The sequence below is a fragment of the Erwinia sp. JH02 genome, from assembly GCF_013074405.1.
In the GTDB taxonomy this organism is placed as follows: Bacteria; Pseudomonadota; Gammaproteobacteria; order Enterobacterales; family Enterobacteriaceae; genus Erwinia; species Erwinia rhapontici.
Genome location: NZ_JABANZ010000009.1, coordinates 51,605 through 72,081 on the forward strand (window position 1 = coordinate 51,605; position 20,477 = coordinate 72,081).

Sequence of the window (20,477 nt, forward strand, 5' to 3'; positions counted from 1 at the left end):
CAATAATGATGAAAATGAAAAAACTCACTCCTCTTGTACTGGCATTGCTGATTGGCGGATGTGCCGTTGGCCCGGATTACCAGCGCCCGACAGCCCCGACCGCGTTGCAGTATAAAGAGGCCAAAGGCTGGCAGCAGGCCACGCCACAGGATCAGCTCAGCAAAGGCGACTGGTGGGCGGTGTATCACGACAGCACGCTGGATAGCCTGCTGCGTCAGGTGAAGATTTCGAATCAGAACGTGGCGCAGTATGAAGCCCTGTACCGCCAGGCGCTGGCGCTGGCCTCAGAATCGCGCAGCGATCTGCTACCAGCGGTCACCGGGACGGGCAGTTCGACGCGCAGCGGGGCATCTGCCACCACCAGCACCAGCGGTCAGTCGGTCAGTAACAGCCACGCATTGCAGGCTTCCGCATCCTGGGAGCTGGATCTCTGGGGCAAACTGCGTCGCACGCTGGAGGAGAACCGGGCCAGCGCAGAGGCCAGCGCGGCCGAACTGGCGAATATTACCCTCAGCGCCCAGTCAACACTGGCACAGGACTATTTCCAGCTGCGCATTCTTGACCAGCGCATCGCGCTGTATCAGAAAAGCGTGGATGCCTATCAGCGCTACCTGACGGTTATCCAGAATAAATACCAGGCAGGCAGTGAATCACGCGGCACCCTGGCGCAGGCGGAAACCCAGCTTGAAAGCGCACGGGCTTCGGCGCTGGATCTCAGCTGGCAACGTGCTCAGCTTGAACATGCGATTGCGGTACTGATGGGGAAAACCCCGGCAGAGTTCAGCCTCGCAGTGGCACCGCTTCAGGCCACACTGCCGGCGGCGCCAGTGACATTGCCGGCAGATTTACTGCAACGTCGCCCGGATATCGCCCAGGCAGAACGCACGGTGGCCGCCGCCAATGCCGCCGTGGGCGTGGCGATTGCCGGTTACTACCCGGATCTGACGCTCAGCGCCAGCGCGGGCTATTCCGGCTCCAGCTTCAGTCATCTGCTGACCTTACCCAATCGCGTCTGGTCGCTGGGACCCAGCCTGAGCGGTACGCTGCTTGATTTCGGTGCCACCTCCGCGAAAGTGGATCAGGCACGCGCCGCGTACGATGCGGATGTGGCCAGCTATCGGCAGACCGTGTTGTCCGGCTTTGAAGAGGTCGAAAACTATCTGGTGGCACTGCGCACCTTTGAGTCGGAAATGCAGGCGCAGCAGCGTGCGGCGGCCTCAGCACAGGAGTCCGCACGCGTCACTAACAATCAGTATCAGGCCGGGATGATCGACTATCTCGACGTGGCCACCACCGAGAATACCAGCCTGACCCAGCAGCAGAGCCTGCTGACACTGCAAAGCACCCAGTGGGTGACCAGCGTGCAGCTGATTGTAGCAACCGGTGGCGGCTGGAAAACGCAGTAGTATGGGGCGTGGGCGGGCACGGGCCCGCCCCTACAGTTATCCTCTCTTCCTGCCGATATACCCGCTATAGCCTAAAAAAAACTTCACCTGCGGAAAATATCATGATCAAAAATCTCTCGATTCGTACCGGGTTGCTTCTCCTGCTCGCGCTTATGGCACTGATCCTGCTGGTGGTTAGCGTGCTGGGCGTGGTGGCGATTGGTAAATCTTACGACGCGCTGAATGCGGTCAACCTGACCCAGGGCGTGCAGCTAGGCAACCTTGCCAGCAGTAACACCAACATGCAGCGTATCCGCGTGGTGGCTTCACTGGCGGTGCGGAATATTGAACTGGGTAAACTACCGGAAGGGGCCGCCGCGGCTGAACGTGCGGGCAAGTATGCGGCGGCAGCCCATGATGACCTTGCGCGCTTCTTTACCGCCGTCAAAGGCAGCGGCAAGGGCGAAGCGCTCGGAGAGGATATTAACCGCGCCTACCAGACGTATATGAGTGAAGGGCTGAAGCCGATGATTGAGGCTCTGCAACAGCGTGACCTCACCACCTATTACGCCATGATTGATACCCGTCTGCGCCCGCTGGGCATCGCCTTCGACCAGGCCAACAAAGCGTTCTTTGATTATGCCCAGTTAACCGGGCAGCAGCAGCTTGAACAGGCCAGCGCCGACCGTACGCGGATGCTGGTGTTGATCGCTATCTGCTTTGTGCTGACGCTGGTGCTGATTGCACTGGGGTGGATGGTACTGCGGGTGATGTTGCTGAAACCGCTGAATCAGGCGGTGAATCAGCTGGAGTTTATTGCCAGCGGTGACCTGACCCGGCCGCTGCCGGAAGCGGGCAGCAATGAACTGGGCCGCCTGAATGCCGGACTGGCGCTGATGCAGCAGTCACTGATGAACTCGGTCAGCCGGGTGCGTGATGCCAGCCTGGCGATTGAAACGGGCAGTGCCGAGCTGGCGAACGGTAATGACGATCTGTCGCGCCGTACCGAAATTTCTGCATCCTCGCTGGAAGAGACCGCCGCCAGCATGGAACAGCTAACGGCAACAGTAAAACATAATGCTGAAAATGCCCGTCATGGTCATGAACTGTCGGAAAATGTCTCGGGTACGGCCAGTGCCGGTAACCATCTGATGAGTGATGTGATGAATAATATGAAGGAGATTTCCCGCAGCTCCGATCGTATTGCCAGCATTCTTGAAGTGATCGATGGTATCGCTTTCCAGACCAATATCCTGGCGTTGAATGCCTCAGTAGAAGCCGCACGTGCCGGCGAGCAGGGGCGGGGCTTCGCGGTGGTGGCGAATGAAGTGCGTACCCTGGCTCAGCGCAGTGCGCAGGCCTCGAAAGAGATCCACGCACTGATTGCCGACTCACGCAGCCGCGTGGATACCGGATCGCAACTGACCGCTAAAGCCAGCGACACCATGAATACCATTGCCGGGCAGATCGCCAGCATCAATGTGCTGATGGGAGAGATCGCCAATGCCTCGCGTGAACAGAGCCAGGGGATTGACCAGGTGAACGTTGCCGTCAGCCAGATGGAAGAGGTGGCGCAGCAGAATGCCGCACTGGTAGAAGAGTCTGCCGTGGCCACCCGTTCACTGGAAGATCAGAGCCAGCAGCTGGTGCAGGCGATGGCGGTGTTTAAAATTTAATCCGGGGCTAACGGGGCGAAGTGCTTGCCCCGTTAGCGGAGAAACAGGAAAAAAGTATTAGATATTGAGTTGTCCGCACCTTTGCTGCATCGTTAACGCAATTTGTTACAGCGAAAAAGGACAAAGCATGCTGTTCTCTGTGTTGCGTTTTCTGCTACGGGTGCTGTTTGGTGCCCGCCTGACGGGCGATCTCTCCGGGCTTTATAAAGAGAAGGTCTTGATCACCCCGAACCATATGTCATTCATTGATGGCATCCTGCTGGCGGTTTTCCTGCCGGTGAAACCCGTATTTGCCGTCTACTCCTCTATCAGCGAACAGTGGTATATGCGTGCGCTGCGCTCGGTGATCGACTTCGTTCCCCTCGACCCGACCAAACCGATGTCCATCAAACACCTGGTGCGGCTGATTGGCCAGGGGCGCCCGGTGGTGATCTTCCCGGAAGGGCGTATTACCGTGACCGGCTCGCTGATGAAAATCTACGATGGCGCGGGTTTTGTCGCGGCAAAATCGCAGGCGACCGTGGTGCCGCTGCGCATTGAAGGTGCCGAATACACCCTGTTTGGCCGCCTCGCCGGTGTGTTTAAACGCCGTCTGTTTCCACGTATCACTCTGACCGTACTGCCTGCGACGATTATTCCGATGCCCGAAGCACCGCGTGCGCGCGATCGTCGTCGCCTGGCGGGTGAGCATCTGCATCACATCATGATGGAAGCCCGCATGGCGGTACGTCCGCGTGAAACACTGTACCAGGCCTTCCTGGCCGCACGCACCCGCTATGGATTGTTTAAACCCTGCGTGGAAGACGTCAATTTTAAACCTGACAGCTACACCGGGCTGCTGAAAAAGTCGCTCGGAGTGGGGCGTATTCTGGAACGCTATAGCCAGCCGGGGGAATATATCGGCCTGTTACTGCCAAATGCTACCGTCACGGCAGCGGCGATCCTCGGTGCATCAATGCGCGGGCGTATTCCGGCGATGCTGAACTACACCGCAGGCGTGAAAGGGCTGACCAGCGCTCTGACCGCGTCTGAAGTGAAAACAGTGTTCACCTCGCGTCAGTTCCTCGACAAAGGCAAACTGTGGCATCTGCCGGAAGGCATCCCTCAGGTGCAGTGGATTTACCTCGAAGATCTGAAAGATACCGTCACAACTCAGGACAAACTGTGGATCCTGCGCCATCTGCTGATGCCTTCCCGGGCACAGGTGCCGCAGCAGCCGGAAGACGCCGCGATGGTGCTGTTTACCTCCGGCTCTGAAGGCAACCCGAAAGGGGTGGTGCATTCGCATAAAAGCCTGCTGGCGAACGTTGAACAGATCCGCACCGTGGCTGACTTTACGCCGCGCGATCGTTTTATGTCAGCGTTGCCCCTGTTCCACGCCTTTGGCCTGACGGTGGGCCTGTTTACCCCGCTGATGACCGGTGCGGAAGTGTTTCTCTATCCCAGCCCGCTGCACTATCGCATTGTGCCGGAGCTGGTTTATGACCGTAACTGCACCGTGCTGTTTGGCACCTCCACTTTCCTGGGGAACTATGCGCGTTTTGCCAGTCCGTATGACTTTGCCCGTTTACGTTACGTGGTGGCGGGGGCGGAGAAGCTGCAAAACCAGACCCGTGAACTGTGGATGGAGAAATACGGCATCCGTATTCTTGAGGGGTATGGTGTAACGGAGTGCGCGCCAGTGGTGGCGATCAACGTGCCGATGGCCGCGAAATCCCACACCGTGGGTCGCATCCTGCCGGGCATGGATTCGCGCCTGGTTTCTGTACCGGGGATCGAGCAGGGCGGTCTGTTACAGCTGCGTGGCCCGAACATTATGAAAGGCTATCTGCGCGTTGAGCGCCCTGGCGTGCTGGAAGCGCCTCAGGCGGATAACGGCGAAGGTCAGATGGACGCTGGCTGGTATGACACCGGCGATATCGTCAGCTTTGATGAGGGCGGTTTCTGTCAGATTCAGGGGCGCGTGAAGCGCTTTGCGAAAATTGCCGGAGAGATGGTCTCGCTGGAAAGTGTTGAACTGATTGCGCTGAAAGCCTCAGGGGAGAAACAGCATGCGGCAACCATCAAACCGGACGGTAATCGCGGCGAGGCTCTGGTGCTGTTTACCACCGATGCCAGCCTGACCCGCGAACAGTTGACCCGTGCGGCGCGTGAACTGGGCAGCCCTGAGCTGGCTGTTCCCCGTGATATTCGCGTGTTGTCACAGCTGCCGCTGCTGGGCAGCGGTAAACCGGATTTCGTCACTCTGCGTGAAATGGCTGAAAAGTCGGAGGAACAGGCATGAGCACATCCCAGGTGAGTGGTCAGCCGCTATTGTCCAAGGGCATGATGGCGGTGATTGTGGCGCAGTTCTTCTCCGCATTTGGTGACAATGCGCTGCTGTTTGCCACGCTGGCTGTGATGAAATCACTGGTCTACCCGGAGTGGAGCCAGCCGGTGCTGCAAATGATGTTTGTGGCCACCTACATCCTGCTGGCCCCGTTTGTCGGGCAACTGGCCGACAGCTTTGCCAAAGGGCGGGTCATGATGTTTGCCAATGCTCTCAAGCTACTGGGCGCATTGGTGATCTGTTTTGGTTTTGACCCGTTCCTCGGCTACAGCCTGGTGGGGATTGGTGCGGCGGCCTATTCTCCGGCGAAATACGGCATTCTCGGGGAGCTGACCGGCGGTGACACGCTGGTGAAAGCCAACGGTCTGATGGAGTCCTCCACCATTGCCGCTATCCTGCTGGGATCGGTGGCGGGTGGGTTTCTTGCTGACTGGAATCTGACGGCGGCGCTGGTGGCCTGCGTGCTGGCTTATGCGCTGGCGGTGGCGGCGAATGTGCTGATCCCAAAACTGGCGGTCGCACGCGGCGGTCAGTCATGGCATCCGGCCCGCATGTCGGCCAGCTTCTTCCGCGCCTGTGGTACCCTGTGGCGTGATGGCGAAACCCGTTTCTCACTGGTGGGTACCAGTATGTTCTGGGGCGCGGGCGTGACGTTGCGTTTCCTGCTGGTGCTGTGGGTGCCGGTGGCGCTGGGGATTAGCGACAATAAAACGCCGACGCTGCTGAATGCGATGGTGGCGATTGGGATCGTCTTCGGCGCCATTGCCGCAGCGAAGCTGGTGACGTTAAAAACCGTGGGACGCTGTATGCCTGCAGGTGTACTGATTGGCGTGGCGGTGCTGTTCTTCTCATTACAGCAGCAGGCCATCAATGCGTATGTGCTGCTGGTGATTATCGGGATGCTCGGCGGCTTCTTCGTCGTACCGCTTAACGCGTTATTGCAGATGCGTGGCAAAGACTCGGTAGGCACGGGGAATGCGGTGGCAGTACAGAATCTGGGTGAGAACACCGCGATGCTGCTGATGCTTGGGCTTTACACGCTGGCGATTAAGTTTGGTGCGCCGCCAGTGGCGACAGGCGTTGGCTTTGGTGCGCTGTTTGCGCTGGCGATTGCGGTGCTGTGGGGCTGGCAGTTGGCGCAGAAACGCAAAGTTACCCGTCAGCTCTGACGGGGCAGTCAGACCAGGCAGGGCGAACGATCGCCCTGCCTGCGGTTCTTATGGTGCCGGGTAGGTGTAGCGACGGTGAATCGCTTCCAGCCCTTCAATCACCTCTTCATTCAGCGTGACATCATAGCTGTCAATATTGATCTTCAGCTGTTCCAGCGTGGTGGCGCCCAACAGGGTGCTGGCAACAAATGGCTGCTGACGCACGAAGGCCAGCGCCATCTGTGACGGATCTAACCCGTGTTGCTTCGCCAGCGCGACATACTCGGCTACTGCCTGATTCGACTGCTCGCTGCTGTAACGGGTAAAGCGACTGAACAGCGTATTACGCGCCCCGGCAGGTTTCGCGCCGTTAAGGTATTTGCCACTCAGGGTGCCAAACGCCAGGCTGGAGTAAGCCAGCAGTTCAACCCCTTCGTGCTGGCTGATCTCTGCCAGCCCCAGTTCAAAGCTACGGTTTAACAGGCTGTAGGGATTCTGAATGCTGACAATACGCGGCAGTTCATGTTTCTCTGCCAGTTGCAGATAGCGCATCACGCCCCACGGCGTCTCATTGGATACGCCGATATAGCGAATTTTACCTGCGCGCACCTGCTCAGTCAGCGCTTCCAGCGTCTCCAGCAGCGTCACGGTGGCGGCGTTATCGGTGTACTGATAGTTCAGCTTGCCAAAATAGTTGGTCTGACGCTGCGGCCAGTGCAGTTGGTATAAGTCAAGATAGTCGGTGTTCAAACGTTTCAGGCTGGCATCCAGCGCCGTACGAATATTCTTGCGATCCAGCGCCTGATTTGGCCGGATAGAGGCATCGGCACCGCGTACCGGGCCGGAGACTTTAGAGGCGAGAATGACTTTATCGCGGTTGCCACGGGCCTTCAGCCAACTGCCGATATATTGCTCGGTCAGGCCCTGGGTTTCCGGGCGGGGTGGCACAGGGTACATTTCGGCGGTATCAATCAGGTTGATCCCGCGGCTGAGGGCTAAATCCAGTTGTGCATGGGCGTCGGCTTCGCTGTTTTGCTCACCAAACGTCATGGTGCCCAGCCCCAGGGAACTGACTTCCAGGGTGCTGTGAGGGATACGGTGATAATGCATGGCCGGCTTCCTTTTTCATTCGTCAAAGGTCAGGGACATCAGGGCGTCCGCAACAGGGGCTTTTTGCCTGGGGCTGGCAGGTTACGCCAAAAACCCGGTTTTCGACTATAACCGTGCAGCGCGGGTGGGGGAAGAGGGTATTTATCGGGAAGTGCTATAAAGGCCGCTTGAAACTCATCCTTTATCAAGTCGCAGAAGTCGGTTGATTCTGCAACTCGAATGAATGATGGGACTGTTGCGTTAAAAATTAACGCTCAACGATGGACGAGACTTCATCACCGTTAATTTGCAGTTCGTGGCCGGAATCGTCGGTATATTTCACCAGACCAGTATCTTTATCAATCTGCGGCTTACCGTCGGTCATAATCATCTTGCCGTCTTTGGTTGCCATCACATAATTACTGCTGCAACCACTCGCTAATACTGCCATGCCCAGCACCGCTGCGCTAAAAATCCACTTCATCGTTGTCTCCCTTACTCTTCATTACTCAACACTTCAGCATAAGTGTAGTAATAAACTATTTTCCCTGTAGCGATAATAGTATGAGTCTGAAAATGGATCGTGCGCACAACACACCATTGACATTGCATCACCACTATTTCCTTACCCAGCCCGACAGGCCGGGTAAGGAGGTGATGTTACAGCGGACGTTTTTTATTGCGTGCCAGATTGAGGCATTCCACCGCCATAGAGAAGAACATGGCGAAATAGATGTAGCCTTTAGGAATGTGAATATTGAAGCTTTCCAGCATCAGCGTGAAACCCACGAGGATCAGGAACGCCAGCGCCAGCATTTTCACCGACGGATGTCTGTCAACAAAATCACCGATAGCACGCGCGGCAAACATCATCACCAGTACCGCGATCACCACGGCAGCCATCATAATAACCAGATGGTCGGAGAGGCCCACGGCAGTAATGACGGAATCAAGGCTGAAGATAATATCCAGCAGCATGATCTGCACGATAGCGCCGATAAATGAATGCACATTGGTGTTGTGCTCACCGCCGCCACCTTCAATGGTTTCATGAATTTCCATGCTCGACTTCCACAGCAGGAATAATCCACCAAACAGCAGAATCAGATCGCGCGCTGAGAATGCATGATCCATCAGCGTAAACAGCGGGTCCGTCAGGCGGATAACCCATGCAATCGAGGCCAGCAGGCCAAGACGCATCAACATGGCGCCAGCCAGACCGATACGGCGGGCGGTATTCTGTTGATGCTTAGGCAGTTTTGCCACCACCAGCGAGAGGAAAATAATATTATCAATCCCGAGGACAATTTCGAGGATCGTTAGCGTACCGAGCGCTAACCAGGCATTGGGATCGGCAATCCAGTCAAACATGGTAATGTTGCATCCTAAATTCTAATAAAAGTTAAACGAAAGCTAAACGACGATTATACCTAAGGTTTACTGCAGCGGGAAAATCTTTACAGGGGTTTTTTATAGCAGAAAATGCCGGGCCAGCAGCGGGCCGGTAAAGGTTTTCTTCAGGTAAAAACCCCGTGGCAGCGTCATGATCGGCTGCCCGTCACGGCCAATTCCCTCTGTCAGCGCTTTACTGTTCGCCGCTTTCGGCCGGATTTGCAGGAACTCCCCGTGACGTGCGGTAATCTGCTCAACCTGGCCCAGCACGATCATATCCATCAGTTCTTCCCAGTCGCGCTGCAACTGCAACTCCTCTGTGGCATCCGGGCTCCATAATAAGGGCGCGCCCACATGGCGCTGTTCCAGTGGAATAGCGCGGTCACCCTCCACGGGCACCCAGAGTACTCGCGTTAGCTTATGGCGTACGTGGCTGTTATGCCAGGTGACACCGCTGTTGCCGGTCAGCGGTGCCACGCAGACAAACGTGGTTTCCAGCGGGCGGCCGCTGGCATCAACCGGAATCGTTTTCAGCTCAATGCCAATCCCGGCAAAATCCTGCTCTGGCTTACTGCCGGCGCTGGCGCCGAGGTAGCGTTCCAGCAACAGGCCAACCCAGCCTTTGTCGCGTTTTAAATCGCGTGGGATGGGCAGGTGGATGCGCGCTGCCAGTTCGCCCAGCGTATAACCGGCCAGTGCGGCGGCGCGCGCCATCAGTTCGTCTTCATTTTCTGGCGGAGAAACGAGGTAGAGATCACCAGTCATCATCACGTCCGTAATTTGTTCAAAAAATAGCCGTCATTTGCCCACAGAGAAAATATCCCGGACAGGTCTGGGGAAAACACCAATAATAGCATGATAAATCATGTTTTTTTATTGCATCAGGCACGTAAAAAAAAGCCTCTCTCTACAGTTTTACCCGGCTTGCCACCGACAATGAACAGGATCACCGGGGTAGTTATCCACAGAAAAGTGGGATAACTCACTTTTTATAATAATACTGTTTCCATTTACAGCCTTGACGTTGGCTCTTTTCCACTATTTTACCTTTTTCATGCCTAACTAATCGGCATATTCTGTGGATAACGTGCAAGGCGTTCGATCTTTCACCAGTTGGCGATCATCGGATGATGACAGCCAAATGACAAGCGGTTGAAAGCCTGTGGTTAACGGCAAAAGATGATGATTAATAGGGGGTTATTCTTAGTTTTAAAAAAGTCGCTCTGTGCCAGTCAAAAAGTTTTCCCCACCTGTTAACAGAGTTCTGCACAAAGCTATCCACAGAAAACGTGAATAAGATCGCATTTTTATCCGGGTATCTGTTTATAACTTTGCAAAAAAGGGCAAGTTATCCCAGCCGGATGCAGTCACATCCCCTAAAAGCAGTGGTTTACCGTCTGTAAGGAGTATGAAACAATCAGAACATCCAGTTTTAGTTTGAGGTAGTCCGGTGATCGATGATGATGGCTACCGCCCGAATGTTGGTATCGTAATTTGTAACAGGCAGGGACAGGTGTTGTGGGCCAGACGTTTTGGTCAGCACTCCTGGCAGTTTCCCCAGGGCGGTATTAACGCAGGGGAGACGGCGGAGCAGGCGATGTACCGCGAACTTTTCGAGGAAGTCGGTTTGAACCGCAAGGATGTCCGCATCCTTGCATCCACCCGTAACTGGTTACGATATAAGTTGCCAAAACGTTTGGTGCGTTGGGACACAAAGCCGGTTTGTATCGGCCAAAAACAGAAGTGGTATCTTCTGCAGTTGATGTGCAATGACGCGGATATCAATATGCAAACCAGCAGCACGCCAGAGTTCGACGGCTGGCGTTGGGTGAGCTTTTGGTATCCGGTACGCCAGGTGGTCTCTTTTAAACGCGATGTTTACCGCCGCGTGATGAAAGAGTTTGCCAGTGTGGTTATGCCCCTGCAGGAGAATACCGTACAGCGAAATGCGCCAGGTTTTCGACGGAAGAGAGGTTAAGCCACGTAGATTATGCTCACACAGCTACGCGAAATAGTTGAGAAAGTGGCGGCAGCGCCCCGGCTTACCGAGGCGCTGGATATTCTGGTTAACGAAATCTGTGTGGCGATGCAAACCGAAGTCTGTTCGGTCTATCTCGCGGATCACGATCGTCGCTGCTATTACCTGATGGCTACCCGTGGGCTAAAAAAGCCGCGTGGGCGCACTGTTGCCCTGGCATTTGATGAAGGTATCGTTGGCTTAGTAGGGCGGCTTGCAGAGCCCATTAACCTCGCCGATGCGCAGAGTCACCCCAGCTTCAAATATATTCCTTCGGTGAAAGAGGAGCGCTTCCGTTCCTTTCTTGGCGTGCCGATTATCAGCCGTCGCCAGTTGCTTGGCGTGCTGGTGGTTCAGCAGCGCGAACATCGTCAGTTCGACGAAAGTGAAGAGTCTTTTCTGGTTACGCTGGCCACGCAAATGGCAGCGATCCTCTCACAGTCACAGCTTAATGCCCTGTTTGGCCAGTACCGTCAAACCCGCATTCGTGCGCTGGCGGCGGCGCCTGGCGTTGCGGTAGCGGAGGGTTGGGTCGACTCTAGCCAGCCTTCACTGGAAAACGTCTTCGCGGCATCGACCCTCGATACCGTGCGAGAACGCGAACGCCTCGCGCTCGCCATGAGTGAAGCCTCGAACGAGTTTCGTCGTTACAGCAAGCGTTTTACTGCCAGCATGCACAAAGAGAGTGCGGCGATCTTCGATCTCTATTCACACCTCTTAAGTGATGCCCGGCTGAAAAAAGACCTGCTGGCGGAAATCGATGCCGGATCGGTGGCCGAGTGGGCGGTTAAAAAAGTCATTGAAAAATTCGCCGCGCAGTTTGCCAGCTTGCAGGACAGCTATCTGCGTGAGCGTGCAGGCGATTTGCGCGTGCTGGGGCAGCGTCTGCTGTTTCACCTCGATGACACCATGCAGGGCACTAACACCTGGCCTGAGCGCTTTGTACTGGTGGCCGATGAGCTGACCGCCACCACGTTGGCCGAGCTGCCGCGTGACCGCCTGGCGGGGGTGGTGGTGCGCGATGGTGCCGCCAACTCGCATGCCGCGATTATGGTGCGGGCGATGGGCATCCCAACGGTGATGGGTGCTGACATCCAGCCCGAGCTGATGAAAGGGCATCTGCTGATCGTTGACGGCTATCGTGGCGAACTGCTGGTCGATCCTGAACCCGTGCTGGTGCAGGAATATCAGCGGCTGATCAGCGAAGAGAATGAACTGAGCCTGCTGGCGGAGGATTTTGTCTTCCTGCCCGGCGCGCTGAAAAGCGGTGAGCCGGTAAAAGTGATGCTCAACGCAGGCCTAAGCGCCGAACACGAGAAGATGGTAGGGAACCGGGTGGACGGTGTGGGTCTGTATCGCACCGAAATTCCGTTTATGCTGCAAAACGGTTTTCCATCGGAAGAAGAGCAGGTGGCGCAGTACCAGGGCATGTTGCAACTGTTCCTGGATAAGCCGGTGACCCTGCGTACTCTGGATGTGGGGGCGGATAAACAGCTACCCTATATGCCCATCAGTGAAGAAAACCCTTGTCTTGGCTGGCGCGGTATTCGTCTGACGCTGGATCAACCGGAGATCTTCCTGGTGCAACTGCGCGCCATGTTGCGTGCCAATGTCGCCAGCGGCAATCTGAATATTCTGCTGCCGATGATCACCAGTCTGGAAGAGATCGATGAGGCCCGCCGCCTGATCGCACGTGCTGCGCGTGAAGTGGAAGAGATGCTCGGCTATGTTATTCCACAGCCGCGCATTGGCATCATGATCGAAGTCCCCTCCATGATCTTTATGATCGGGCAGCTTAAGGGGCGCGTCGATTTTGTCTCTGTGGGCACCAACGATCTGACACAGTATCTGCTGGCGGTTGACCGTAACAATACCCGGGTGGCCAGTCTGTATGACAGCCTGCATCCGGCGATGCTGCGGGCATTAAAAAGTATTGCGGATGAAACCCAACGCGCCGGTATCGAACTCTGTCTGTGCGGTGAAATGGCCGGTGATACCATGTGCGTGGCGCTGTTAGTGGGCATGGGTTATCACCATCTCAGTATGAATGGCCGCAACGTGGCACGCGTAAAATACCTGCTGAGCCATCTTGAGCATGAAGATGCACAAGTCCTGGCGCAACGGGGTATGGAAGCCCAGTTCGCGACAGAGGTACGTCATCTGGTGGCCTCGTTTATGGAGCGGCGAGGTTTAGGCGGCCTGATTCGTGGTGGCCGTTAACCGTGTTTTTTGGCAGCGTTTGCTTAACAAAGTTTACAGTTAGCTCAGGCCGCAATAATTCGCATTATGCTATGATGCGCGCCTTATGCAGCCCCGGAGTGTGCGGCTGCCTGTCAGGACTGACTTTACTAATGGTGAAAGATGAATAACGGCTATCTGGCTTTCCCTCAATTTGATCCGGTGATTTTCTCCATCGGACCGGTTTCACTGCACTGGTACGGACTGATGTACCTGGTGGGTTTCGTTTTCGCGATGTGGCTGGCAGTTCGCCGTGCTAACAAACCGGGTAGCGGATGGAAAAAAGAAGAAGTAGAAAATCTGCTGTATGCCGGTTTCCTGGGTGTCTTCCTCGGCGGGCGTATCGGCTATGTGTTGTTCTACAATATGCCGCTGTTCCTGGATAACCCGCTGTACCTGTTTAAAGTCTGGGATGGCGGCATGTCTTTCCACGGAGGCCTGATTGGGGTGATCGTGGTGATGCTGATCTTCGCCTGGCGCACCAAACGCAATTTCTTCCAGGTTTCTGATTTTATGGCACCGCTGATCCCATTTGGGTTGGGTGCTGGCCGACTCGGCAACTTTATTAACGGTGAGCTGTGGGGCCGCGTTGACCCCAATCTGCCGTGGGCGATGTTGTTCCCTGGCTCGCGTAGCGAAGATATCGCCCTGGTCGCAACCCATCCTGAATGGCAGCAGTTGTTGTCAACCTACGGTGTATTGCCACGTCATCCTTCACAGCTTTATGAGCTGATCCTTGAAGGTATCGTGCTGTTTATCATCCTCAATGTCTTTATTCGTAAATCTCGCCCGATGGGCGCGGTATCCGGGCTGTTCCTGATTGGCTACGGTGCGTTCCGTATTATCGTTGAATTCTTCCGTCAGCCTGACCAGCAGCTTGGCCTGTTCAGCGGCATCAGCATGGGGCAGATCCTCTCTGTACCAATGATTGTGGCTGGCGTGATTATGATGATTTGGGCGTATCGTCGTCGTCCGCAGCCACAGCTTCGTGAGGAAAAATGAAACAGTATCTGGCGTTAATGCAGCATGTGCTCGACCAGGGCACGCCGAAAAATGATCGTACCGGCACCGGCACATTGTCGATTTTTGGTCATCAGATGCGTTTCAATTTGCAGGAAGGTTTCCCGCTGGTTACCACCAAAAAGTGCCATCTGCGCTCGATTATTCATGAGCTGCTGTGGTTCCTGAACGGTGACACCAACATCGCGTACCTGAAAGAAAATAAGGTCTCGATCTGGGACGAGTGGGCTGATGAAAATGGCGATCTTGGCCCGGTTTACGGAAAACAGTGGCGCAGCTGGGGAGCACCCGATGGTGCTCAGATTGACCAGCTGACGAAAGTGGTCGAACAGCTGAAAAGCGACCCGGACTCCCGTCGCATCATTGTTTCCGCCTGGAATGTCGGTGAGCTGGATCAGATGGCGCTGGCACCCTGTCATGCGTTTTTCCAGTTCTACGTGGCTGATGGCAAGCTCTCTTGCCAGCTTTATCAGCGCTCCTGCGATATCTTCCTCGGCCTGCCGTTTAACATCGCCAGCTATGCGCTGCTGGTGCATATGATGGCGCAGCAGTGTGACCTGGAAGTCGGTGATTTTGTCTGGACGGGCGGGGATACTCATCTGTACAGCAACCACCTTGAGCAGACGCGTTTGCAGTTAACGCGTGAGCCGCGTGCGCTGCCGAAGCTGGTGATCAAACGTAAACCGGCTTCCCTCTTCGACTATCGTTTCGACGACTTCGAGATTGAAGGCTACGATCCGCATCCGGCAATTAAAGCCCCGGTCGCAATCTAGACCTGCATGCCCCCTTAACCGGGGGCATCACCTTTCGACAAAACCCTCTCTGTTGTTGATGTTACCGCTTTATCTCTCCTCACTGGCTTGTTCACCTCCCTGTATTTTCCCCAACATTAAGAGCCTTCTTGTCATCTGAATGAAAGCACATGCAAGTGGGCAATCAGTCTGGAAGACGGCGCGCAACCCTGCCAACTGCCGCTGGTTTGAGCGAACGGAAAGCGCACACTGTCGTGCATGAAAACGAAAAACGTGCGCGGGTTTACCCTGCTGGAAATGATGGTGGTAGTGACGATTGTCAGTCTGCTGAGCCTGGGCGCATGGAGCGGCTGGCACAGCTGGCAGCAGCGGCAGCAACTGAACGACAGTGCCCAGCAGATCCAGCGTCTGCTGCAACGGCTGCGCAGTGATGCCAACTGGCACAATACTGTGCATCTCTTGTGGCTGAAATCCGCCGGGCGCTGGTGCCTGGGGGCGGGGACGGCAGATTGTCTGAGCATCACAAAACATACGTTACGTGCACCGCACCCCGGCGTGAGCGTTGAGCTGGTCACCAGCGATTTAGGGTTTTATGGCAAGAAAAATACCGCCCATCCCGGCAGTATTTTAATCGGCAACGCAGCCGGTAAGCGGCGGATTGTTGTCTCGTCTCGTGGACGGGTACGCATCTGTTCACCCTCTGAAGAGAACTGTCGATGAAGGCCCAGGGATTCACGCTGCTGGAAATGCTGATGGCGATGGCGATTGGCAGCATGTTAATGCTGTCAGCGGCGCGCACGCTGCCGCAGCTTCAGGCACAAAACCTGCGTCTCATGATGCAGACCCAACTGCATGAGGATCTTCAGCAGATCATGCACACCCTGGAAAAAGCCGTGCGGCGTGCCGGGTACTGCCACGGCAACTGCCGTGATGCTGCACAACCCGGGTTACACATCTCAGCGGGATGCCTGCTGGTGCGCTGGGATGAAAACAGTAATGGCCGCTGGGAAGCGCCGGGGCGTGAGGACAGTGAAGTTTATGGTTACCGTCTGCGTGGCACCAGTCTGGAAATGCAGCGTGGCGTCACAGACTGCCAGGGCGGCGGTTGGGAAAGGCTGAATGACCCCCGGCGCGTTGGCATCCGTGTTTTTCAGCTGGTCCAGACAGGGCGCCAGATCAAGGTCAGCCTCAGTGGTTTTGCGCAGCGCGATCCGGGTATCGTGCGCGATCTGGAACACTGGCTGACGGCGGAGAATCTGTGATGCAGACATCGACACAGCGGGGTAGCGGGGCACTCGTTATGGTGATGATGATCCTGCTGATGGGAACTCTGATGCTGAACACCACACGACGGCAGCTTGATGATTCAATGAGCCAGGTGGGCGATGAACGACATTACCTTCAGCAGTTTACCGGGGCGATGTCCGCCCTGGCCTGGGGCGAACGTTTGCACTGGGTTGCGGCTGAAGAGTGGCATTGCCAGCAGCAAGCGGAGCATCACTGGCGTGCCTGTTTTCAGCCCGTTGATCAATTACTGCGCGGTGACAGTGGGCCAGATACGCTGGCACTTTATCGCTGGGTCGGTCAGCAAGCGAACGGGACTTTACAGGCACAGCCGCACGGCTGGCTGGATTACTGCCCCTTGACCGGGGAGGGGGCCTGCGATGTCAACTAGTCGCACGCAGCAGGGATTTAGCCTGGTGGAAATCCTGTTTTCTCTGCTGTTGTTCAGCCTGAGTTACACGGCGTTGCTGCACTACCAGCAGGTGCTGGGGCAGGGTTTCCACTGGCAGTGGCAGCAGCGCGATGCCTGGTGGCAGGCTTTCCAGCGACGAGAGGGGAAGGCGACCGCAGGCTGGCAAATACAGCAACAGTCACGTAGCGGCCCACAGGGTTGCCAACTGATCACCGTGCAGGCAATCAGCCCCGCCGGGCGGCGTGCCGAACTGACGCACCTCCAGTGCGATGAGAGAAACCGATAACATAGTGACATTTGCAAGCCGGGCTTATCGGGTTACAGTAGCCTCCGGCGTATTGTATAAGGGCATATTTGTATGTTTACCGTGTACCACTCCAATCAGTTGGATTTGCTAAAAACACTGGCGTGCTGGCAGATAGAAAACCAGCCGCTGGGCGATCCACTGCGTTCTGAAGTGGTGCTGGTACAAAGCCCGGGCATGGCGCAGTGGCTGCAAATGTCGCTGGCCGAAGAGTTCGGCATTGCCGCGAATATCGACTTTCCCCTGCCCGCCAGTTTTATCTGGGACATGTTTGTCCGCGTGCTGCCGGAGATCCCGAAAGAGAGTGCCTTTAATAAATCCAGCATGAGCTGGAAGCTGATGGCTATCCTGCCCGGAATGCTGGGCGGTGAAGAATTTGAAATGCTGCGTCATTATCTCAGCGATGGCGACGACCGTAAGCTGTTCCAGCTGGCGTCCCGCGTGGCGGATCTCTTTGACCAGTATCTGGTCTATCGCCCTCACTGGCTGAACAGCTGGGAAAAAGGGCAGTTGGTGGATGATCTGGGGGAATCCCAATGCTGGCAGGCACCGCTGTGGGCTGCGCTGGTTGACTACACGGATAAACTCGGCCAGCCAGAATGGCACCGTGCCAACCTCTATCAGCGCTTTATTGCCCGGCTGGACAACAGCGGTGAACGCCCGGCTAACCTCCCTGATCGTGTGTTTATCTGTGGTATCTCAGCACTGCCGCCGGTTTACCTGCAAGCCCTCCAGGCTTTGGGTAAACATATTGATATCCATCTGCTTTTCACGAATCCCTGCCGTCACTACTGGGGCGACATTCAGGATTATGGTTTCCTGGCAAAATTACAAAGCCGCCATCGTCGCCATTATCAGGATAACCGCGAGATCCCCCAGTTTCGTGACAGCGATGCAGCCCCAGGGCTGTTTAATGAAGGCGGTGAACAGCAGCTGAGTAACCCGTTGCTGGCCTCCTGGGGCAAGTTGGGGCGTGACAATTTGTACCTGCTGGCGCAAATGGAACCGAATGAAGTCTTTGCCTTTGTCGATATTGAGCCGACAAACCTGCTGCATGCCCTGAAGCGGGATTTGCTGGAGCTGGAAGATCATGCCGCGATTGGCCTGAAGCAAAGTGAATGGTCTACGAGTCGTAGCAAGCGGGTGCTCTCCCCTGAAGATCGTTCGGTGGCGATCCACCTCTGTCACAGCCCACAGCGCGAGGTGGAGGTGCTCCAGGATCGGCTGCTGGCCATGATGGCTGACGACCCGTCGCTGACCCCGCGCGATATTATCGTCATGGTGGCTGACATTGACGCTTATACCCCGTTTATTCAGGCGGTGTTTGGCAATGCTCCGGCCGATCGCGCGTTGCCGTTTGCTATTTCCGACCGCCGTGCCAGCCAGGCGCACCCTGCATTGCAGGCTTTTATCTCGTTGCTCAGTTTGCCGGAAAGCCGCTTTACCGCCGAGGATGTGCTGGCGTTGCTGGAAGTGCCTGCACTCGCCAGCCGTTTTACCGTGGATGAAGAAGGATTACGTCTGCTGCGCCACTGGGTTGCGGAGTCCGGCGTTCGCTGGGGGCTTGATGATGACAGCGTGCGCGATTTGGATCTGCCTGCTACCGGCCAGCACACCTGGCATTTTGGTCTGACGCGTATGCTGCTGGGCTATGCTATGAACAGCGAGGCCGGGGACTGGCAGGGTATCCTGCCTTACGATGAATCCAGCGGGCTGATTGCAGAACTGGCCGGAAACCTTGCTGAACTGCTGATGCAGCTCAACCGCTGGCGGCAGTGGCTGAGTGAACCCCGTGAACTCCAGCACTGGCTGCCGCTGTGCCGCCAAATGCTGGATGATTTCTTTACCAGTGACGCAGAAACCGAAGCGGCGCTGACGCTGATTGAAGAGCAGTGGCAGCAGGCGATCAACTACGGCGTGGAGGCAGGTTATCAGCAGGCCGTGCCGCTGACGCTACTGCGTGATGAGCTGTCGTCACGCCTCGACCAGCAGCGCATCAGCCAGCGCTTCCTCGCCGGCCCGGTTAACTTCTGTACTCTGATGCCCATGCGTTCGATCCCGTTTAAAGTCGTCTGTCTGCTGGGAATGAACGACGGCGTATATCCGCGTACGCTGCCGCCGCTGGGCTTTGACTTAATGAGCCAGCAGTCGCAGAAGGGGGACCGTAGTCGCCGTGACGATGACCGTTATCTGTTCCTCGAAGCGCTGAACTCGGCGCAGCAACAGCTGTATATCAGCTACATCGGCCGCTCAATTCAGGATAATACGGAACGTTACCCCTCTGTGCTGGTCAGTGAATTAGTGGAATACATCAGTCAGAGCTTCTGCCTGGAGCAGGACCGCGATCGGGATGTCGACAGCAGCGCAAAAGCCGTCGTGGAGCATCTGCACCATTTGCATAGCCGGATGCCCTTTGCCGCGGAAAACTTCAGCGCTGAATCGGAGTTCCGCAGCTTTGCCGCTGAATGGCTCCCTGCTGCCAGCGCACAGGGGACGGCACACCCGCCGTTTATGCAGGTACTGCCTGATGAAAGTACGGATGAGCTCAGCTTCGACAAGCTGGTGCGCTTCTGGCGCCATCCGGTCAGGTCTTTTTTCAGCCTGCGTCTTGGGGTCAGCTTCCATCTTGAAGAGACCGGGCTGCCCGATGCGGAACCTTTTTCTTTACAGGGTCTGAGCCGCTATCAGGTCAACACTCAACTGCTTAACAGCCTGATTGAGGGCAGTGAAAGCGAACGATTGTATGCCCGTCAGCGCGCCGCCGGGGCGTTACCCTATGGGGCCTTTGGCGAACTGTTCTGGCAGGAACAGGAGCAGGAGATGAGCGAGCTGGCGGGGCGCGTACGTGAACTGCGGGCGGCGGCTGAGAGCTGGGAGATCGCACTGGAAGTGGGGAGCGTGACCTTAAACGGCTGGCTGCCCCAGGTACAGGACAGCGGATTGCTGCGCTGGCGGCCCGGCATTCTCAACTTCAATGATGGCCTGACGCTGTGGCTGGAGCACCTGGTGTACTGTTCGATGGGGGGCACCGGCAGCAGCAGGATGTTGGGACGCAAAGAGAGCGAATGGCATTTCACTCCGCTGGCCCCTGCTGCTGCAAAGCAGCAGCTTGCCGGGTATGTTGACGGTTATCGTCAGGGCATGTGTGCGCCACTGCTGCTGACCGCATCCGGCGGTGCCTGGTTGAAAGCCTGCTTTGATGAGAAAGCGGGCGCGGTGCTGCGCGATGACGCAACGCTGAAAAAAGCACGCGGGAAACTGTTGCTGAGCTGGCAGGGAAATTATCAGGTTGACGGCGAGGGCACAGACCCCTATCTGCAACGTTTACTGCGTACCCTGGATAGCAATAGCGAACAAGAGATGGCCGTGCAGGCAGAGCGGTGGTTGCTGCCGTTACTGGTGCATAATAGTTGATGTTTTCAGGACATTCA

At 56.2% G+C, this 20,477-nt stretch carries 17 protein-coding genes; 13 read left to right on the plus strand and 4 right to left on the minus strand.

Annotation, left to right across the window (positions count from 1 at the left end; translation table 11 throughout):
- Positions 1–14 precede the first annotated feature (14 nt).
- From HHI26_RS19745 to lplT, 4 genes are all read left to right on the plus strand, one after another.
- On the plus strand, positions 15–1,406 hold the full coding sequence (locus tag HHI26_RS19745) for an efflux transporter outer membrane subunit (protein ID WP_171149555.1): 1,392 nt from the start codon (positions 15–17) through the stop codon (positions 1,404–1,406).
- Positions 1,407–1,507: 101 nt separating this feature from the next.
- Complete coding sequence (locus HHI26_RS19750) at positions 1,508–3,061, plus strand: methyl-accepting chemotaxis protein (RefSeq protein ID WP_133846089.1); 1,554 nt, start codon at positions 1,508–1,510, stop codon at positions 3,059–3,061.
- A gap of 127 nt (positions 3,062–3,188) precedes the next feature.
- Positions 3,189–5,345, plus strand: a complete 2,157-nt coding sequence (gene aas / locus HHI26_RS19755) for a bifunctional acyl-ACP--phospholipid O-acyltransferase/long-chain-fatty-acid--ACP ligase (RefSeq protein WP_171149556.1) — start codon at positions 3,189–3,191, stop codon at positions 5,343–5,345.
- Positions 5,342–6,559: a lysophospholipid transporter LplT gene (lplT, locus tag HHI26_RS19760; RefSeq protein WP_133846087.1), complete on the plus strand. Its 1,218-nt coding sequence runs from the start codon at positions 5,342–5,344 to the stop codon at positions 6,557–6,559. The genes aas and lplT overlap by 4 nt, the downstream gene beginning before the upstream one ends.
- Positions 6,560–6,607: 48 nt before the next feature.
- On the opposite strand, the gene HHI26_RS19765 is transcribed toward lplT, so the two are convergent.
- The 4 genes from HHI26_RS19765 to mutH all read right to left on the minus strand — a co-directional run bounded on the left by HHI26_RS19765 (position 6,608) and on the right by mutH (position 9,787).
- Positions 6,608–7,648, minus strand: coding sequence for an NADP(H)-dependent aldo-keto reductase (locus HHI26_RS19765; RefSeq protein ID WP_133846086.1), 1,041 nt, complete (start codon positions 7,646–7,648; stop codon positions 6,608–6,610).
- 247 nt (positions 7,649–7,895) lie between these two features.
- Positions 7,896–8,111 carry a YgdI/YgdR family lipoprotein gene (locus HHI26_RS19770; protein ID WP_133846085.1) on the minus strand — a complete coding sequence of 72 codons (216 nt, stop codon included), beginning with the start codon at positions 8,109–8,111 and terminating at the stop codon, positions 7,896–7,898.
- A 176-nt stretch (positions 8,112–8,287) separates the two neighbouring features.
- Positions 8,288–8,998 carry a TerC family protein gene (locus HHI26_RS19775; protein ID WP_133846084.1) on the minus strand — a complete coding sequence of 237 codons (711 nt, stop codon included), beginning with the start codon at positions 8,996–8,998 and terminating at the stop codon, positions 8,288–8,290.
- Between the two features lie 99 nt (positions 8,999–9,097).
- A complete protein-coding gene (gene mutH / locus HHI26_RS19780) occupies positions 9,098–9,787 on the minus strand; it encodes a DNA mismatch repair endonuclease MutH (protein ID WP_133846083.1) in 690 nt (229 codons plus the stop codon).
- A 682-nt stretch (positions 9,788–10,469) separates the two neighbouring features.
- Here mutH and rppH point away from each other — a divergent pair.
- From rppH to recC, 9 genes are all read left to right on the plus strand, one after another.
- On the plus strand, positions 10,470–10,997 hold the full coding sequence (gene rppH / locus HHI26_RS19785) for an RNA pyrophosphohydrolase (RefSeq protein WP_133846082.1): 528 nt from the start codon (positions 10,470–10,472) through the stop codon (positions 10,995–10,997).
- 12 nt (positions 10,998–11,009) lie between these two features.
- Positions 11,010–13,256: a phosphoenolpyruvate--protein phosphotransferase gene (ptsP, locus tag HHI26_RS19790; protein ID WP_133846081.1), complete on the plus strand. Its 2,247-nt coding sequence runs from the start codon at positions 11,010–11,012 to the stop codon at positions 13,254–13,256.
- Between the two features lie 141 nt (positions 13,257–13,397).
- Complete coding sequence (lgt, locus tag HHI26_RS19795) at positions 13,398–14,276, plus strand: prolipoprotein diacylglyceryl transferase (protein WP_133846080.1); 879 nt, start codon at positions 13,398–13,400, stop codon at positions 14,274–14,276.
- Complete coding sequence (gene thyA, locus HHI26_RS19800; RefSeq protein WP_133846079.1) at positions 14,273–15,067, plus strand: thymidylate synthase; 795 nt, start codon at positions 14,273–14,275, stop codon at positions 15,065–15,067. Before lgt ends, thyA begins: the two co-directional genes overlap by 4 nt.
- A gap of 237 nt (positions 15,068–15,304) precedes the next feature.
- Positions 15,305–15,766 (plus strand): prepilin-type N-terminal cleavage/methylation domain-containing protein, encoded by a 462-nt coding sequence (locus tag HHI26_RS19805; protein ID WP_159337924.1) that lies wholly within the window; start codon positions 15,305–15,307, stop codon positions 15,764–15,766.
- The gene (locus tag HHI26_RS19810; RefSeq protein ID WP_133846077.1) at positions 15,757–16,308 is read left to right on the plus strand and encodes a prepilin peptidase-dependent protein; all 552 of its coding nucleotides are present in this window, start codon (positions 15,757–15,759) and stop codon (positions 16,306–16,308) included. The genes HHI26_RS19805 and HHI26_RS19810 overlap by 10 nt, the downstream gene beginning before the upstream one ends.
- Positions 16,308–16,721 carry a DUF2509 family protein gene (locus HHI26_RS19815; RefSeq protein WP_171149557.1) on the plus strand — a complete coding sequence of 138 codons (414 nt, stop codon included), beginning with the start codon at positions 16,308–16,310 and terminating at the stop codon, positions 16,719–16,721. Before HHI26_RS19810 ends, HHI26_RS19815 begins: the two co-directional genes overlap by 1 nt.
- Positions 16,711–17,028, plus strand: a complete 318-nt coding sequence (locus HHI26_RS19820) for a prepilin-type N-terminal cleavage/methylation domain-containing protein (protein ID WP_133846075.1) — start codon at positions 16,711–16,713, stop codon at positions 17,026–17,028. Before HHI26_RS19815 ends, HHI26_RS19820 begins: the two co-directional genes overlap by 11 nt.
- A 72-nt stretch (positions 17,029–17,100) precedes the next feature.
- Positions 17,101–20,460, plus strand: a complete 3,360-nt coding sequence (gene recC / locus HHI26_RS19825; RefSeq protein ID WP_171149558.1) for an exodeoxyribonuclease V subunit gamma — start codon at positions 17,101–17,103, stop codon at positions 20,458–20,460.
- Positions 20,461–20,477 lie beyond the last annotated feature (17 nt).

Excerpts from the sequence above, each read along its gene's own strand:
- HHI26_RS19745 (WP_171149555.1), top strand. The coding sequence starts at position 15 with ATGAAAAAACTCACTCCTCTTGTACTGGCATTGCTGATTGGCGGATGT.
- HHI26_RS19750 (WP_133846089.1), top strand. The coding sequence starts at position 1,508 with ATGATCAAAAATCTCTCGATTCGTACCGGGTTGCTTCTCCTGCTCGCG.
- aas (WP_171149556.1), top strand. The coding sequence starts at position 3,189 with ATGCTGTTCTCTGTGTTGCGTTTTCTGCTACGGGTGCTGTTTGGTGCC.
- lplT (WP_133846087.1), top strand. The coding sequence starts at position 5,342 with ATGAGCACATCCCAGGTGAGTGGTCAGCCGCTATTGTCCAAGGGCATG.
- HHI26_RS19765 (WP_133846086.1), bottom strand. The coding sequence starts at position 7,648 with ATGCATTATCACCGTATCCCTCACAGCACCCTGGAAGTCAGTTCCCTG.
- HHI26_RS19770 (WP_133846085.1), bottom strand. The coding sequence starts at position 8,111 with ATGAAGTGGATTTTTAGCGCAGCGGTGCTGGGCATGGCAGTATTAGCG.
- HHI26_RS19775 (WP_133846084.1), bottom strand. The coding sequence starts at position 8,998 with ATGTTTGACTGGATTGCCGATCCCAATGCCTGGTTAGCGCTCGGTACG.
- mutH (WP_133846083.1), bottom strand. The coding sequence starts at position 9,787 with ATGATGACTGGTGATCTCTACCTCGTTTCTCCGCCAGAAAATGAAGAC.
- ptsP (WP_133846081.1), top strand. The coding sequence starts at position 11,010 with ATGCTCACACAGCTACGCGAAATAGTTGAGAAAGTGGCGGCAGCGCCC.
- lgt (WP_133846080.1), top strand. The coding sequence starts at position 13,398 with ATGAATAACGGCTATCTGGCTTTCCCTCAATTTGATCCGGTGATTTTC.
- thyA (WP_133846079.1), top strand. The coding sequence starts at position 14,273 with ATGAAACAGTATCTGGCGTTAATGCAGCATGTGCTCGACCAGGGCACG.
- HHI26_RS19805 (WP_159337924.1), top strand. The coding sequence starts at position 15,305 with ATGAAAACGAAAAACGTGCGCGGGTTTACCCTGCTGGAAATGATGGTG.
- HHI26_RS19815 (WP_171149557.1), top strand. The coding sequence starts at position 16,308 with ATGCAGACATCGACACAGCGGGGTAGCGGGGCACTCGTTATGGTGATG.
- HHI26_RS19820 (WP_133846075.1), top strand. The coding sequence starts at position 16,711 with ATGTCAACTAGTCGCACGCAGCAGGGATTTAGCCTGGTGGAAATCCTG.
- recC (WP_171149558.1), top strand. The coding sequence starts at position 17,101 with ATGTTTACCGTGTACCACTCCAATCAGTTGGATTTGCTAAAAACACTG.